At 64.0% G+C, this 16,164-nt stretch carries 11 protein-coding genes; 6 read left to right on the top strand and 5 right to left on the bottom strand.

The features are described from left to right. The first annotated feature begins 5 nt into the window (after positions 1 to 5). The 4 genes from PI87_RS05730 to PI87_RS28020 all read left to right on the top strand — a co-directional run bounded on the left by PI87_RS05730 (position 6) and on the right by PI87_RS28020 (position 9,072). Positions 6 to 464, top strand: a complete 459-nt coding sequence (locus PI87_RS05730) for a MerR family transcriptional regulator (protein ID WP_039596712.1) — start codon at positions 6 to 8, stop codon at positions 462 to 464. Positions 465 to 567: 103 nt separating this feature from the next. Then, positions 568 to 5,523: an NAD-glutamate dehydrogenase gene (locus PI87_RS05725; RefSeq protein WP_039596711.1), complete on the top strand. Its 4,956-nt coding sequence runs from the start codon at positions 568 to 570 to the stop codon at positions 5,521 to 5,523. 240 nt (positions 5,524 to 5,763) lie between these two features. After that, positions 5,764 to 7,488, top strand: coding sequence for a molecular chaperone HscC (locus PI87_RS05720; RefSeq protein ID WP_039596710.1), 1,725 nt, complete (start codon positions 5,764 to 5,766; stop codon positions 7,486 to 7,488). 18 nt (positions 7,489 to 7,506) lie between these two features. Continuing rightward, complete coding sequence (locus PI87_RS28020; protein ID WP_052321419.1) at positions 7,507 to 9,072, top strand: hypothetical protein; 1,566 nt, start codon at positions 7,507 to 7,509, stop codon at positions 9,070 to 9,072. Positions 9,073 to 9,095: 23 nt separating this feature from the next. Here the strand turns inward: PI87_RS28020 and PI87_RS05710 are convergent, their stop codons facing one another. From PI87_RS05710 to PI87_RS05690, 5 genes are all read right to left on the bottom strand, one after another. Continuing rightward, the gene (locus tag PI87_RS05710) at positions 9,096 to 10,112 is read right to left on the bottom strand and encodes a Vgb family protein (protein ID WP_232313946.1); all 1,017 of its coding nucleotides are present in this window, start codon (positions 10,110 to 10,112) and stop codon (positions 9,096 to 9,098) included. A 129-nt stretch (positions 10,113 to 10,241) separates the two neighbouring features. Further along, positions 10,242 to 10,538, bottom strand: coding sequence for a hypothetical protein (locus tag PI87_RS28015; RefSeq protein ID WP_052321418.1), 297 nt, complete (start codon positions 10,536 to 10,538; stop codon positions 10,242 to 10,244). Positions 10,539 to 10,862: 324 nt separating this feature from the next. Then, on the bottom strand, positions 10,863 to 11,123 hold the full coding sequence (locus PI87_RS28435; protein ID WP_442965457.1) for a hypothetical protein: 261 nt from the start codon (positions 11,121 to 11,123) through the stop codon (positions 10,863 to 10,865). A gap of 328 nt (positions 11,124 to 11,451) precedes the next feature. Then, entirely contained in the window at positions 11,452 to 12,000 is a 549-nt protein-coding gene (locus PI87_RS05695; protein ID WP_039596707.1) for a GNAT family N-acetyltransferase, read from the bottom strand. A gap of 149 nt (positions 12,001 to 12,149) precedes the next feature. Next, positions 12,150 to 15,089, bottom strand: coding sequence for an HD domain-containing phosphohydrolase (locus tag PI87_RS05690; protein ID WP_039596706.1), 2,940 nt, complete (start codon positions 15,087 to 15,089; stop codon positions 12,150 to 12,152). A gap of 263 nt (positions 15,090 to 15,352) precedes the next feature. Between PI87_RS05690 and PI87_RS05685 the strand changes: the two genes are divergently transcribed. Together PI87_RS05685 and PI87_RS05680 are read left to right on the top strand one after the other, a co-directional pair. Continuing rightward, positions 15,353 to 15,688 (top strand): ArsR/SmtB family transcription factor, encoded by a 336-nt coding sequence (locus PI87_RS05685; protein WP_039596705.1) that lies wholly within the window; start codon positions 15,353 to 15,355, stop codon positions 15,686 to 15,688. Then, positions 15,681 to 16,157, top strand: a complete 477-nt coding sequence (locus tag PI87_RS05680) for an SRPBCC family protein (protein ID WP_039596704.1) — start codon at positions 15,681 to 15,683, stop codon at positions 16,155 to 16,157. The genes PI87_RS05685 and PI87_RS05680 overlap by 8 nt, the downstream gene beginning before the upstream one ends. Positions 16,158 to 16,164: the final 7 nt, after the last annotated feature.

Here is a 16,164-nt window from a genome sequence, read left to right as displayed (position 1 = left end):
TGCGTATGAAAATCGGTGAACTGGCGGAGCTAAGTGGCGTAGCCGCCTCGCGCATCCGCTTTTACGAGGCGAGCGGCCTGCTGCAGCCCGCGCAGCGGCAAACCAACGGCTATCGCGAATACTCACCGGATGCGCTGACCCGGCTGGAGATCATCCTGTGTGCGCAGGGGGCGGGGTTCTCCCTGGACGAAATCCGCGCCATCCTGCCGCCCGATCTGGACAAGTGGTCGCACCAGGAATTGCTGGAAGCGCTGCACCGCAAAATCAGCGAGATCGAATTGCTCGAGCAGCGTCTGGCGCAGAGCAAACACCACTTGCGTGCGCTCGTGGACGACATCACCAACCGCGCAGAAAACGAGAGCTGTGAAGGGCGGACCAAGCGCGTGCTGGACAAGATCACGCAAGGCGCAGCAAAGGCGCCGTCGGCAGACCTGCAAACGCGCCGCACAAAAAAACGCGCCTGATCCGCTTCCCTCCTTTCGGCTGACACGGGTTGCACGTTGCCACCCAAGAGCACGCGGCCTACCATGGAAAAGCTCTTTTTCTGCGCTTTTCGGGAGATAGCCGATGTCTGCCCAGCACGAAGAAAAAGTCCGCCAGCACATGGCGGATGCAGTGGCTCTCGCACGCGGACGTGCGCCAGATATTGCCGCGCTGTTCGAGCCGTTCATGCGGCATTACTACGGGCTGGCCGATCCCGAAGACGTTGTCTCGCGCAGCGTGGCCGATCTCTACGGTGCGGCGATGGCCCACTGGCAACTCGGCCAGAAGTTCGTGTCAGGGCAACCACGCGTCCGGGTCTACAACCCGAGCCTTGAACAGCACGGCTGGTACAGCGGCCACACGGTGGTCGAGATCGTCAACGACGACATGCCGTTCCTGTTCGACTCCGTCACCATGGAGATCAACAGGCAGGGGCTGGCACTGCATTCGGGCTTCCATCCGGTCTACCGCATGCGGCGCGATGCGTCCGGCACGCGACTGGCGGTCGAAGCCGGCGGTGTGCAGCGGCCGGTAGCGCTCGCGGGCGATCGACCCGACCCGCCCGCCGATGCGAATGGCGCCACCAACGGCAGCGCCAACGAGAATGGGCGCTACGAGTCCTACATCCATATCGAGGTCGATCGCTTCTCCGAGCCGCAGCGGATGCAGGCATTGCACGACGGCCTGGTACGCGTGTTGCGCGACGTGCGCGCCGCAGTGGAAGATTGGAAGCCGATGCAGGCAGCGGCCCAGTCCACCATCGACGCGCTTGCCGCACGCGCGGCACAAGCCTCCGCCGACGAGACCGAGCGTACAGAGATTGCCGAAGCGCAGGCCTTCCTCGCCTGGATGCTCGAACGGCATTTCACTTTCCTGGGTTATCGCGACTATGAACTGGTCGTCAAGGAAGAAGGCCACTATCTGCAGGGTCTGCCGGGCACCGGGCTTGGCGTACTGCGCGAGGCGCTGCGTGATCCGAACAGCCCCGACCTATCACGGCTCGCCCCCGGGGCCGTCAGGATCATCAACGCACCCGCGCCAATCTTCCTGACCAAGGCCAACTCGCGCGCAACCGTGCACCGGCCCGGTTACCTCGACTACGTTGGCGTCAAACGCTTCGATGCGGACGGCCGCGCTTGCGGCGAGCGGCGTTTCCTGGGGCTGTACACCTCTACCGTCTACATGGTCCCTGCCGAGAGCATTCCGCTGGCACGGCGCAAGGTCGCCAGCGTGATCGCACGTACCGGCTTCTTGCCGAACGGGCACCTGGCTAAAACGCTCGAAACCATTCTTGAACAGCATCCGCGCGATGAGCTGTTCCAGATCGACGCTGAAGAATTGCACGACACCGCGCTTGGCATCTTGCGGCTGCAGGAGCGGCAACGTACACGGCTGTTCGTACGGCGTGATCGCTTTGACCGCTTCGTCTCGTGCCTCGTCTTCGTGCCACGCGAAAAATTCAACACCGACCTGCGCATGCGCATCCAGAAGCTGCTGCAGGAGGCCTATCACGGCACCACCGTTGAGTTCACGCCGCTGCTGTCGGAATCGATGCTCGCGCGCATCCACATCACCGTGCGCACACAGCCGGGCAACGTGCCCGAAGTGGACGTGCCCGAATTGGAAGAGCGCATCGTGCAGGCTGCGCGACGCTGGCAGGACGACCTGGCCGACGCCCTGCTGGAGCGCGGCGGCGAGGAGCGCGGCAACCGCCTGCTGCGCCGCTATGGCGATGCCTTCCCCGCCGGCTTTCGGGAGGACTACCCTGCACGCCTTGCCGTACGCGACATCGAGTTGATGGAGCCGCTGCTGGCATCCGCGCCGGAGGCCATCGCTGACGGCATGCTCACGATGCAGCTCTACCGGCCGCTCGAAGCCCCCGCCGGCGCCCTGCGCTTCAAGATCTACCGCGCGGGTGAGCCAACCTCGCTCTCGCGCAGCCTGCCGATGCTTGAGCACCTTGGTGTGCGTGTCAACGAAGAGCGCCCTTACTGCATCGAACCCGCCGATGCGGCCCCCATCTGGATGCACGACTTCGGCATGGAGACCATCGACGGCAGCGAAGTCGACCTCGATGAAGCCCGTGTGCGCTTTGAAGACACCTTCGCCCGCATCTGGACCGGCGAAGTCGAGAACGACGATCTCAACCGTCTCGTGCTGCAGGCCGGCCTGACCTGGCGTGAGGTGCGCATTCTGCGTGCGTATGCGCGCTACATCCGCCAGATTGGCTCGACGTTCAGCAACGCTTACATGGAGAGCGCGCTAACGAGCAATCCGTCCATCGCCCGGGCGCTGGTCCACCTGTTTCTGGTGCGCTTCGACCCCGCACTCAATGACACCGAACGCACGCGCGATGCCGACAAGCTGCGCGCGCAGATTGCCGAAGCGCTGGAAGAAGTGCCGAACCTGGACGAAGACCGCATCCTGCGCCAGTTCCTGGGCGTGCTGGAGGCCACGCTGCGCACCAACTACTTCCAGAGTGCGGCAGACAAGGAGCAGACAGGGCAATCCAAGCCCTACCTGTCGTTCAAGTTTGACCCCGCACGCGTGCCGGGCCTGCCCGAACCCAAGCCGATGTTCGAGATCTGGGTGTATTCACCGCGCGTGGAGGGCGTGCACCTGCGTGGCGGCAAGGTTGCCCGCGGCGGGCTGCGCTGGTCTGATCGGCGCGAGGATTTCCGCACCGAAGTACTGGGGCTGGTGAAGGCGCAGATGGTCAAGAACACCGTCATCGTGCCGGTCGGCTCCAAGGGTGGTTTCATCGTCAAGCAACCGCCACCGGCTGGTGATCGTGATGCGTATCTGGCCGAAGGCGTGGCGTGTTACCAGACCTTCCTGCGCGGCCTGCTCGACCTGACCGACAACTACGTCGACGGCCGTCTCGTGCCGCCACACGACGTGGTGCGCTACGACGGGGACGACCCCTATCTGGTGGTGGCCGCCGACAAGGGCACCGCCACGTTCTCGGACTATGCCAACGCCATCTCTGCGGAATATGGCTTCTGGCTGGGCGATGCGTTTGCCTCGGGCGGCTCGGTCGGCTATGACCACAAGAAGATGGCCATCACCGCACGCGGCGCGTGGGAATCAGTCAAGCGGCACTTCAGTGAGATGGGCGTCGATACGCAATCGCAGGACTTCACGGTGGTGGGTGTGGGCGATATGTCGGGCGACGTGTTCGGCAACGGCATGCTGCTCTCGCGCCATATCCGCCTGCTGGCGGCGTTCGACCATCGGCATGTCTTCCTCGATCCATCACCCGATGCCGCCACCAGCTTTGCCGAGCGCGAGCGCATGTTCAACCTGCCGCGCTCAAGCTGGGCCGACTATGACAAGGCACTGATCAGCCCCGGTGGTGGCATCTTCCCGCGCACGGTCAAGTCGATTCCGCTATCTCCCGAAGTGCGGGCCATGCTCGATGTGACGGCAACGGAGATGGCGCCGAATGATCTGCTGCACGCCATCCTCAAGGCGCCGGTGGACCTGCTCTACAACGGCGGCATCGGCACCTACGTCAAGGCCAGCAGCGAAACGCACGCCCAGGTGGGCGACCGCGCCAACGACGGGCTGCGCGTAGACGGCGCCCAGTTGCGCTGCAAGGTCGTGGCTGAAGGCGGCAACCTTGGCTGCACGCAACTGGGCCGCATTGAATATGCGCTGCACGGCGGCCGCATCAATACCGATGCCATCGACAACTCGGCCGGCGTCGATTGCTCGGACCACGAGGTCAACATCAAGATCCTGCTAGGCCTGGTGGTGGCGGATGGCGAGATGACGCTCAAGCAGCGCAACACGCTGCTCGCGGAGATGACCGACGAAGTGGGCGAACTGGTGCTGGGCGACAACTACTTCCAGACGCAAGCGCTCTCACTCGCGCGCACGCGCACGACACAGTGGCTGGATGCAGAAGCGCGGCTGATGCGCTACCTGGAGCGCACCGGACGCCTGAACAGGCTCATCGAGTTCCTGCCGCCCGACGAGGAGATCGACGCCCGCCGGGCCGCCAGCGGTGGCCTCACCACGCCCGAACGCGCGGTGCTGATGGCCTACAGCAAGATGTGGCTGTACGACACGCTGCTAGCCAGCGGGTTGCCCGATCAGCCCTTCGTTGCCGATGGCCTGCCTGGATACTTTCCGCATCCGCTGTTGGCGCGTTGCGGCCCGACCATGCCACGGCACCCGCTGCGGCGCGAGATCCTGGCGACCATGCACGCCAACGCGCTCATCAACCGTGCCGGCGTGACCTTCGTGCACCGCCTTGCTGAGGAAACCGGCGCTGAGCCGTTGGCCGTGGTGTGGGCCAGCCTGGTGGCGCGCGCGGTCTATCGACTCGATCCGCTCTGGCAGCAGGTCGATGGGCTCGATGCACAGGTGCCGCACGAAACGCAGACGGCGCTGTTTACCGCATTCGCGCAGTTGCATGAGCGGGCCACGCTGTGGTTCCTGCGACGGCGCATGTCAGATGTGCCGGCCACGGTTGAGCGCTTCCGCGACGCGGTCGATGCACTGGCGCCGGAAGTGGACAGTTTGCAGACGGAAGACTCCGCGCGCACGTCAGCACAACAGCAGCAGGCGCTGACCGACGAGGGCGTACCCGAGGCTCTGGCGCGCACGGCGGCAGGTGTGCCGGCGCGCGTGTCGCTGCTCGACATTGCCGAAGTGGCCACTGCAAGCGGCTGCGACGCCAAGCTCGCCGCGCGGGTGTACTTTGCGCTCGACCAGCCGCTGGGCTATGGGTGGTTGCAGGGCGGCATCCTCAACCTGCCCACGCAAACCCACTGGCAGATGCTGGCGCGTGCAACGCTGCTCGAAGAGCTGGGGCAACTGCGCCGCAGGCTGACCGGCTCGGTGCTGCGCGACGCACCGGCAGGCGCTGCTGCTGGTGCCGATTCGGAAGCCCTGGTCGACGCCTGGAAAGCCGCCCGGCAAGAAGCATTGGCGCGCTACAACCGCGTGATTGCCGATCAGGTGGCCGCAGGGCAGGCGGATCTGGCCATGCTGTCTGTGGGGCTCAAGGCGCTGGCGGAAGTGGAGGCTTGAACGCAGCGCGCCCCACAACGTAACACCCCTCTCCTGTGCGGCGGCCTCACCACTTCTACCGTGGTATCTTGGCCGCCGCGTCGTGATTCCATCGCCTGATCGCGCCATCCAGTGCGCGATGCCATATTGATCGCTGCATCAGCGGCATGGCAGGCACCTGCGACTCACGTTGCGCATCCGACAGAAATCACACATGGCTAAAGGCCGCATTCAGGCCGCATCAAAGATGTTGGGGGCGGGATGATCATCGGGATTGATCTAGGAACAACAAACAGCCTGGTGGCCGTTTGGGAGGACGGGCGGCCACGCCTGATCCCGAACAGCCTTGGGGAACACCTCACACCCTCCTGCGTGAGCCTGGACGAAGACGGCACCATCCTGGTCGGGCGCGCAGCGCGCGAACGGCTGCAGACGCATCCGGACAAGACCGCCGCCGTTTTCAAGCGCTTCATGGGCAGCGAGCGCACCATCCGCCTCGGCAAGCGCGAGTTTCGTGCGGAAGAGCTTTCCGCGCTGGTCCTGCGCTCGCTCAAGGAAGACGCGGAAGCCGCGCTGGGCCAGCCAATCACCGAAGCCATCATCACCGTTCCTGCCTATTTCTCTGATGCGCAGCGCAAGGCGACGCGCGCGGCAGGTGTCATGGCAGGCCTGAAAGTCGATCGGCTGCTGAACGAGCCCACGGCGGCAGCCCTGGCGTACGGCATCCATCAGCTCGGCGCCGAAACCCGCTTCCTCGTCTTTGACCTGGGCGGCGGTACGTTCGATGTGTCGGTGCTCGATATGTTTGAGGGCGTCATGGAAGTCCGGGCGTCTGCCGGCGACAACTTCCTGGGTGGCGAAGACTTTGTCGCCTGCATCGTCGACCGTTTCTTCGAGCAGGCCAAGGCACCGGCCAAACTCAAGACCGATACCGCATTCATGCAACGCCTCACCGCGCAAGTCGAGGCGGCAAAACGCGCGCTGTCGGAACAGCCGACGGCGACGATCGAGGTTGTCCACAACAGCGATACGTACACGCTGGAGCTGGATGAAGCCACGTTCGAACAGATCTGCGCTCCGCTGCTGCAGCGGCTGCGTACCCCGGTAGAACGTGCCTTGCGCGATGCCAACCTGCGCGGCACCGACCTCGACAAGATCGTGCTGGCCGGCGGCGCCACGCGCATGCCCATGGTCCGGCGCATGGTCGCCCGCATGTTCGGGCGCTTTCCGGAGTGCGAGATCAATCCGGATGAGGTGGTGGCGCTGGGCGCTGCCGTGCAGGCTGGCCTGAAGATGAAGGATGCGGCGCTGGATGACGTTGTCATGACAGACGTCGCGCCCTACTCGCTGGGCGTGGCCGTGGCCATGCGGCTTGCCGACGGCTCCTATACCGACGGCCACTTCGACCCGATCATCGAACGCAACAGCCCGGTGCCGATCAGCCGGGTGAAGGACTACGCCCCGATTCGTGAGGGGCAACGCGAGTTGGATCTTCACATCTACCAGGGCGAGGCGCGGCTTGTGACCGAGAACATCCTGCTGGGCACGTTGAAGGTGCCCTTGCCGAGCCTGGCACGCGCCCAGTGTGCGGTCGATGTGCGCTTCACCTATGACGTCAATGGCCTGCTGCAGGTCGAAGCCACCGTGCAGAAGACGCAGGAAACGGTGAGCCTCGTTATCGAAGACAACCCGGGCCTGCTGTCTGAAGAGGAGATCGCAGAGAAGCTCGCCGCACTGTCAACGCTCAAGATCCATCCGCGTGATCAGATGGAGAACCGCACCCTGATGGCGCGTGCGGAACGGCTGTATCAACAGCTGCGCGGTAACGAGCGCGAATGGTTTGGCGCGCAGATCCGATTGTTCGAGGCCGCGCTGGCATCGCAAGAGATGCACCGCATTCAAGCCGACCGGCAGAAGTTTGGCGAGCTGGTCGAGCATGTCGAGCGTCAGATCCGCGTCTTTCCGCAACCCGAACCCCAAGCCTGATTCGCGACCGGAACGACCATGGTGCCGCGCTTTCTGCAGCAACTCGAACTCGATACCACCGCGGATGAGCGCGCGATACGGCGTGCTTATGCGCAGAAGCTCAAGAAGATCGACCAGGAGGCCGACCCAGCCGGTTTCCAGGCGCTCCGTGCCGCCTATGACGCTGCGCTGATGTGGGCGCGGCAGCCCAGCCGATCCGCACCGGAGCAGGACCCAGCCGCAGAATCCGACGCCGATGCGGCACCAGGCCCGGCGCCCGCGCCATCCTTTGCGCCGCCGAACGTGGCAGTCCCCAAGCTACGCGCGGAGCTGACAGCCCCACCTCCGGTGGCACCAGCACCCGTGCCCGCACCAGCACCGCAGGACGAGGCAGTGGCCCAGGCCAATGCCGCGTTCGCCAGCTTCATGGATGGGTTCGAGGCGGCAGCCGCCAACCCGAAGACCATGCCGGATTACCACACGTGGCAGGCCGCGCTGGAAAAGCGCATGGCCAGCGACGCGCTGATCAGCATGACAGCACGGGAGCTATTCGAGTACAGGTTCGCGGCGTTGCTCACACAGGGTTGGAAGCCGGGCCATGAGGCACTGCTCGTTGCGGCCACCAACGTGTTCCGCTGGAACGAAGACCGCCGGCACCTTCAGAACTTCGGGAACATTGGTTTCGTGCTCGATCGCGCTTTGCAGGAGCGCGCGCTGTTCGATCGCCTGCAGCCGAAGGACCGCGCGCAGCAACGCGCGCTCATCCAGCGCCTGCGCAATCCGTCGGAGCCGAGTCGTCGGGAGTTGCAGGACTCCTTTGTATTGCTGGAGAACACGGTCAGAAATTTTCCGACGTGGCTGGGCATCATCACTGACGTCAACCAACTGCCGCGCTGGCGAGAACTGTATGCCGCGCTGCCGCCCGGCAAGCGCGGAAAGCAGGTGCCCACAGGACAGCTGCCGCAGCACGCCACCTCCACCGGATCGCGCTGGAGCGGGTGGTGGGTTGTGCTGGTGCTCGTCGTGCTGGTGAATGGCGCTCGCCTCATCAGTGGTGGATCGGCGCCGCAGCCAACCGTGTTCCCGGGGCCGAGTACAACGGCCAACAGGCTCCTGCCACCCGCCGAGCCGATGCCTGCGCCCCCGCTCACGACGTCGTTCAACTCCAGCCCGGCCGACGACCCGCGCCACGGCCGGCAACCACCGCCGCCGCTCTCGCAGAAGGCCGTTGCTGCACTCGTCAGGAAAGCACCAAGCCCCGAGGTCTGCGACGAGGTCTTCAGAATCTCGCAGGTCTACGACCTGGGCACGCCCTACCAGAGTGCGAACCCCGGCCCGGCGTTCGATCGCCAAATCGTTGCGTGCGTTGGGAAGCGGTATTGGCCGATGTCGATGATGGGCGATGTGTCTGTCCAGCAGGCGCTGAGCCGCGAGAGAGCACGGTTGGCCGCCGACACCAAGAAGCTGCAGGCCGACCTCGACCATATTCATCTGCGTGACGACAAGCCAAACCCGCCGCCACCACCTCCAGCGGCTCCCGCGCCGCGCCTGCAGGGCATCTTCAAAGAGTCCACGGCCACAAGCGCGACGGCAAACCCGGATTGATCGTCGCACGCGACGATCCGTTGTCAATTTCCTGCCGCCCCTGCTGCACGCGTCTGCGCTTGTGTCCGATACAGCAGCAGATGGTCAGTGCCGGATTCCGATAGCCACAGCTCACCCGGCCGCCCCATCATCTGGCGCACACGCGCGTGCGGCCGAGGCATTGGCAACACCTCGAACCTCTCCGTGCGCGGATCGAAGCGCACGAGCGCATTGGCGGTCCACTCACTGAGCCAGACGATGTCCTGATCGTCGACGAAAACGGCGTAGGCGTGCGGGTCTTCACCCGGCAATTGCCATTCGCGCCATTGGTGGGTTGCCGGATCGAACATGCCGACCTTCCCGGCATTCCACTCGCTGATCCAGACGTGCCCCTTTGAATCCGCCCACACGCGGCGTGCGCCCTGCTTTGGTGTGGGCGGTTCGATGACCTGCGCGGTGCCACTTACACGATCGATATGGGCCAAGTAGCTGCTGGCCAGCGATGCGAAATACAGGTTGCCGTTGGGGGTGATGCAGATGCCGTAGGCGCCAGGGCCGCGCGGCGCATCGAACACGCGCATCTTTCCGCTGGCCGGGTCCAGCTCGCCGTAGATGCCGCTCTGGCCGGTAAACCACAGGTGCCCCTGCTTGTCGAACACGGCGGTGTTCAGGTTGGCGCCGGCGCGGTTCTTCGGCAGCGGGAAACGCGTAACAGCAAGCGTCTTCGGGTCAACGCGCACGATGGCGTTGAGGCCGCCGTCGGTAATCCACGCGGCCTGATCGGGGCCGACGATCACACCATGCGGGGCCGACCCCGTGCCCAACGCAACACGCTCCGCCTTGCCGCTGCGCGGGTCCAGCCGCCCAACCGCAGCTTGCGCCTGCGCGGTGTACCACACGGTGCCATCGGGGGAGGGCGCAACATCGTGCGGCGCGCTGCCGATCGGCACGGAAAAGCCTTCAAACGATGACGATTGCGGCGACTGTGCCCACACCGTACCGATGGCGAGTGCGATGCACACCAGCGCTGCCATACCTGTTCTCTGACCGACGTTCAGCATGTCCGCCTCCATGCGAAGGATACCGACCGCTTTATTGTTGCACCGATACCGTTGAGCGCATCAGCCCAGAAAAAAAGCCCATGCGAATGCATCGCATGGGCCCCCTGGAATTGCCATGGCGCTGGCAGATCAATGCTCCATGTGCTCGCGCATCTCTCGCTCGTGCATCTCATGCTCATGGGCTTCGCGCTCACGGCGGGCACGCAGTTCACGCTCTTGGTTCTTGGCCGCCTTTTCGTGCATCTGCATCTGCTGGCGGTCACGCGCCATCTCGTGGTGTTCCTCGGCTCGCTTCTCTGCGCGTTCGTGGTCCTGGCGGAGTTCGTGATGCTCTTCCGGGCCCGGCATGGGCGGCGCCGTCTGCGCATAGGCGGCGGTTCCGGCCAGGGCAAAGAGTGCGGCAATCAACGTGTGTTTGGTTTTCATGGTGGCTCCTCGTGAGGTTCATGGCGCCTCACCCGGCGGTGCTGACGCGCCGGTCCACGAAGGCCGTGTGCCCGCAACATCCCGCACAGAGGTGGACATCTGTTACTCAGCAAGAAGCTCGCCCCGCGCACTTGCGCCGGGGCAGAAATCAGCCATGTGTCGATTGGGTTGCAATCAGAACGATCACAACCGTTCGCGTGCAGCCGACGGTCGGCGGTGCTCCGAAAGCCACGCGCTCTGGAAGCAGCAAGCCGCAACCATCACGACCGGAAGCCGAGATGGCTCACACCAGGAACAGGGAGAAGCGCGTGCTTGAAACCACGCTTAGTGCGCGGTTGCCGCAGCCAATCTTCGGCCGCTTGCGCGAACATGGCCCGACGCTTTGAGGAAGACATAGCCCTGGAGCGTCACCCGCGCGTAGCAGCGGTCGGGGCCACGATGCTCCAGCGTGACGAGCTGCCGCTCGATCAGCGCTTCAACATCCGCGCGATCCAGTTCATCGGGCTCGGCACCATCGTTGACGAGAAGCAGGACGGCAAATTCATGGGGACTCAGCACAGTCGACTCCGGCAGTTTGTCGGTCACGGAAAGGCCGCCGTGACGATAGGCTTGATTCACTGACACCATGAGCACTGCAAGAGCCGATGAAGATGAGAGAGAGCGTGCTGTGCCGGCCTGCAGGAGAACCAAGCATAGGCGGGCGCGAATGACCAATCAAGGCGCCTGCGCGCCACGTTTTCGTGGTGCGCCGCACGATCGTTCACACCTTCACGAGCCGTTCAGGGCGACACACGTTTGCCCCGAAAACGCGCGCGCGGGTGACAACGATTGCGCTGGCCTTGTGCGCGCGCCCTAGTCTTTTTTCACTAGGGCGTCTGCTTGTTGCTGCCGAGCCTTGTTGCTGGTGCAGCAATCAACCGTCGACCGGTTGCTCGGGCATCTGCAGGTTCAGTTGATAGAACGCGGCATCCAGCCAGCGGCCGAACTTGAAGCCGGCCTCTTTGACGGTGCCCGCGTGCACGAACCCGAGGCGGGCGTGCAGGCCGATGCTCGCCGCATTGGCCGCATCAATGCAGCCCACCAGCACGTGCACCTGCTTCTCTTTCGCGCGCCGGATCAGCTCGCGCAGCAACCGCTCGCCAAGCTTGCGACCGCGGCATGCATGGTGCACGTACACGCTGTGCTCCACCGTGTACTTGTAGGCGGGAAATGCGCGGAACGTGCCCCAGCTCGCAAAGCCCAGCAGCTTGCCCGTGCCATCGACCGCCCCCACCACCGGGAAGCCACCTGCGCGCTTGGCGGCAAACCAGGTCTCCATGGCCTGCGGCGGACGTGGCACGTAGTCGTACAGCGCCGTGGAGTTGACGATGGCCTCGTTCAGGATCTCCAGGATGGCCGACGCGTGCTCAGCCTCGGAGCAGTCGATCAAGCGGATGTCGTCGTGGGATTCAGGGGAAGTCATGCAAGCTCCAACTGCAGGGGGGCGGCGCGGTTGCTCAATCAGTGCAGCATCAAACCGTCGATAGACGCTTTCCATGCATTCCATTATAATGGAAAATAAATCCATTAAACTGGAATATCGCATCAACAGCACCGCCCCAGCCGGGATCGTCATGCCGTTGCTCTGATGCTCGATGACCCACTTCTGTATTGCGCGACATCCACCGCGTCAATCTGCTCCGGCTGCATGAAGCGTTTGGCGTAGCGCAGGTACACCCCGCTGCTCAGGAACAGGTCGAACAGTTCCGGATCAATATGCTGCTGGTCTTTGGCGATGGCCATGATGCGCACCGATTCCGACAGCGATTTGGCCTTCTTGTAGGGCCTGTCTGCCGCCGTCAATGCTTCAAAGACATCGGCAATGGCGAGCATTCGAGCCAGCGGACTCATTTGTTCGCGGCGCAACCGTCGCGGGTACCCCGTGCCGTCCATCTTCTCGTGGTGATTGCCGGCAATCTCTGGCACGTCGCGCAGGGGTTTCGGAAACGGCACGCGCGACAGCATGATCTGCGTCTGCACGATATGGTCTTCGATCTTGAAGCGCTCTTCTTCCGACAGCGTGCCGCGACTCACGAGCAGGTTGTGCAGTTCACCACGGTTATACAAGTGCTCTGGCGTGTTCAGCTTGAAGCCCCAGGGGTTGTCCGCTGGGATGGTGTCATGCGCGGTACGCTCGACCACGTGCTCGGGCTTGTCGGCCAGCAGCAGTTCCTGCGCCGGCATCGGCACGGCCGGATGCCGCTGCCTGCGCGCCAGCTCCTCCTGCGAGATGCCGAGGCGATCATCCAGCGTACGCATCCATGTGTGGGCAGCGATGCGCTGCAGCCGCTCCTTCTGCGGCGCATCCATGAATTCACCGCCCCGGTTGCATGAGGCGACGAAGGCGAAGTCCTCGTCCAATGACGCCAGCTCGGCATCGCGCCTGCGCTGCGCGGCCTTGGCATCCTCGCCATCGAGACACGCGCGGAGGCAGCCGATCTCCGCATCGCGCTTGAGCACCTCAAAGCGCATGCGCACCTCGTGGATGCGGTCATGGAGCGTTTCAAGCTTGGTCCCTTTGTCGATCACGTACTCGGGTGTGGTGACCTTGCCGCAATCGTGCAACCACGCTGCCACATGCAACGCATCCCATTGCGCATCACTCATCTGAAACGTCTGGTACGGCCCGTCGGTGGCATCGCAGGCGGCCTGGGCCAGCATCTTGGCAAGCTCCGGCACTCGGCTGCAATGGCCGCCCGTGTGTGGGCTCTTGGCGTCAACGGCACCAGCCATGACCTGGATAAACGCGTCGAACAGCTTGCGCTGGGCATCGGTCAATGCACGCACTTCGAGTGCGCCAGCGCACAGGCTGGCGAGCGTTCCCACCAAGGCCAGCTGGGCGGGTTCGATCGGCCTGTCACGCACGATGAGGATGACGCCTTGCAACGCATGCTGGCGCGTGACGAGCGGAATGGCCGCCGCATGACACGACCCGCCTTCTGCCAACGGTTCGAGCTGCGCCATGCGGATGTCGTCCGGCGTGAGCATGCCAGCCTGCGGTGCGACCGCACCGGCGGCGGAGCGGATCAGGGGCAAGGCGTGCTCCATGCTGGTCTGCGTCATCGCAGCCGAGATATCCGCGCCCTCGCGGTCGAACGCCACGGCTGCTTTCAGCAGGTCATCATCCTCGAGGTACAGTGCACCCGCGCTGCCACCGGCAGCATTGAGCATCTTGCGCAGCAGCAGCGGCAAGAGCTGGTCCAGCCTGCTTTCTGCAGAAACAGCCTGCATGATGACCAGAAAGCGCTGGATGGTCTGGCGCATCTGCTCCGACGTTTCGCCAAGCGCTCGCACCTCGCTAATGCGTGACTGCGCGGCGATAGGCTGCTGGAAATCAAACCGCCGAATGGCCTCCATACCCTCGGCCAACGCCTGCATGGGCCGGGCCATGCGACGTGCCGCCCACCAGATCAGCGGCAATGCCAACAGGATGATCAACCCGGTCGTGCCGATGCCCAGCCATGCCCGCCGCCGCGCATCCTTCAAAAGCTCGTCCTGCGGGACGGCTGAGACGAGGTAAAGCGGCTTGCCCCCGGTTGGCGTCAGGCGGTCGATGCTCGTGTACCACGGTTCTCCGCCCGCAAGGATCATCGTCTGCCGACTGGCCGGCGCGCCCGCGACATTCAAGACGGCGGCGAGTTGCGTCAGGACGGGCATGCCGTAATCGGCAGGGGCCGCCAGCAGCCCCGACTGGATCGCATCCGGGGCCGAAGCGGATGCGGGAAGGTCCCGATCGATTGCGATGACCTGCCCGCTTGCATCCAGCAGCGCCAGCACGGAACGTGCGACGGTTTCCTTGTGCGACAGCATCTGCCCCAGCACATCCAGTCGGAAATCACCGCCGACCACGGCATGACGTGAGGTGGTCGGCACGGCCAGCGTGGCGCCAGCTTGCCGGTCGGAGAAGAACAGGTAGGGCTCCGTGCGGATCAACCCACCAGTCGTCATGGCGGAGACGAACCACGGCCGCTGCCGTGGATCAAACCTCGCCGCAAAATCCGTGGCGTCGACCGTCTGGATGATCGCCAGCCCTGTATCCAGGAAGTACAGGCGGCCCCGTAGCGCGCCGTTGGCACGCTCAACGCTTCGCACAACATAGGCAGCGTGATTTGGGGCATGGAAGACCGCGCGGTCCGCCGCTTCGTGCAACGGCCGGACATAGAAGAAGCTGCCGTCGGTATAGCCGATGAACAGCGACTGCAACACCGGTGAGGTCTCCAGCGCATCACGCACCAGGGCAAGACGCGCCAGCCGCTGCTCGATCGTCTGCGCTTCAGCCAGCGAGCTATGGCTGATGAGCTTGACGGCCATCTGCGCTGGCGCCATGAGGTCTTCAACCTCATCGAGCGTTTCACGACTGATGCGATGCGTTGCCTCGGCAGCTGCAGCCTCCAGCGCAGACTTTGTATTGATGAAGTGGATGGCACATATCAACCCGCCCACCACTAGCATCAGCGAGCCGAACAGCACCCACAGATGGACATGAAGCCGGTAACTTCTGCGCGTTTGCATGGGCCCCTCCCTCGATGGGGAACACGATGGATTGGGGCGGTGTTGCCTCAACCTCTGCAGGGTTCCGCGCCCGGGTCTTAGTCCAGTTTCGATGTCGCCTGAGTGATCGTCAAGGCGCGTGTACCGTCCAGCTCACCCGCAGCGCCCTGAGTCAGCCAGCCACTGGCAATCCGGCAGAAGTGTCGATATTTCCCTTGGCATGCAAGCCATGGCTTGCCTATGCTTCATGCAAGCAACCACTTGCCTATTATCCCGTCGCCCCCATGGTCGAGCCCGCTGATGACACCGACCTGCTGTTCAAGGCCCTCGCTGACCCGAGCCGGCGCAAGCTGCTTGACCTGCTGCATGCACACGACGGCCGCACGCTCAACGAGCTGTGCGAACACCTGGACATGACGCGACAGGGTGTGACGCAGCACCTGGGCGTGCTGGAGGCTGCCAATCTGGTGACCACCGTGTGGCGGGGCCGCGAGAAGCTGCACTTCCTGAATCCCGTACCGCTGCAGGAGATCTACGAGCGCTGGATTGCCAAGTTTGAGAAGCCGCGCCTCAAGGCGCTAAGCAGCCTGAAACGACGACTGGAGGAACCCGATGACTAGATCGACCTTTGTCTACGTGACCTACATCCGCACCACGCCCGAGAAGCTGTGGCACGCGTTGACCGACGTGGAGTTCATGAAGCAGTACTGGTTCGGCATGCACTGCGAAAGCCAGTGGACGGCCGGTGCCGCGTGGAAGCTGGTATCCGGCGACGGTGTGATCTTCGATGACGGCGAGATCGTCGAAGCCGAGCCGCCACGCCGCCTGGTGATCCGCTGGCAACACCAGACCAAACCCGAACTCAAAGCGGAAGGCCCTTCGCTCTGCACGATGGAGCTGGAGCCCAGTAGCACGGCGGTCAAACTCACGATCACGCACACCATTGAACGTGAGCCTTCGAAGCTGATCGAGGCAGTCTCCGGCGGCTGGCCGAAGATCCTCTCCAACCTCAAGTCGTTGCTGGAAACGGGTGCCGTTGCGCTGCAGGAAGCCTATCCGCCCGCGACCAACCAGGCGCAGAAGGCATGAGTGGCAG

The organism is Ralstonia sp. A12 (assembly GCF_000801955.1).
In the GTDB taxonomy this organism is placed as follows: Bacteria; Pseudomonadota; Gammaproteobacteria; order Burkholderiales; family Burkholderiaceae; genus Ralstonia.
This window is presented reverse-complemented; position numbering and strand designations above follow the sequence as displayed.

Bases quoted from the DNA above. Each gene is read 5' to 3' on its own strand.
- PI87_RS05695 (WP_039596707.1), bottom strand. From the start codon at position 12,000: ATGACTTCCCCTGAATCCCACGACGACATCCGCTTGATCGACTGCTCC.
- PI87_RS05720 (WP_039596710.1), top strand. From the start codon at position 5,764: ATGATCATCGGGATTGATCTAGGAACAACAAACAGCCTGGTGGCCGTT.
- PI87_RS28020 (WP_052321419.1), top strand. From the start codon at position 7,507: ATGGTGCCGCGCTTTCTGCAGCAACTCGAACTCGATACCACCGCGGAT.
- PI87_RS05730 (WP_039596712.1), top strand. From the start codon at position 6: ATGAAAATCGGTGAACTGGCGGAGCTAAGTGGCGTAGCCGCCTCGCGC.
- PI87_RS05680 (WP_039596704.1), top strand. From the start codon at position 15,681: ATGACTAGATCGACCTTTGTCTACGTGACCTACATCCGCACCACGCCC.
- PI87_RS28015 (WP_052321418.1), bottom strand. From the start codon at position 10,538: ATGAAAACCAAACACACGTTGATTGCCGCACTCTTTGCCCTGGCCGGA.
- PI87_RS05710 (WP_232313946.1), bottom strand. From the start codon at position 10,112: ATGCTGAACGTCGGTCAGAGAACAGGTATGGCAGCGCTGGTGTGCATC.
- PI87_RS05685 (WP_039596705.1), top strand. From the start codon at position 15,353: ATGGTCGAGCCCGCTGATGACACCGACCTGCTGTTCAAGGCCCTCGCT.
- PI87_RS05690 (WP_039596706.1), bottom strand. From the start codon at position 15,089: ATGCAAACGCGCAGAAGTTACCGGCTTCATGTCCATCTGTGGGTGCTG.
- PI87_RS05725 (WP_039596711.1), top strand. From the start codon at position 568: ATGTCTGCCCAGCACGAAGAAAAAGTCCGCCAGCACATGGCGGATGCA.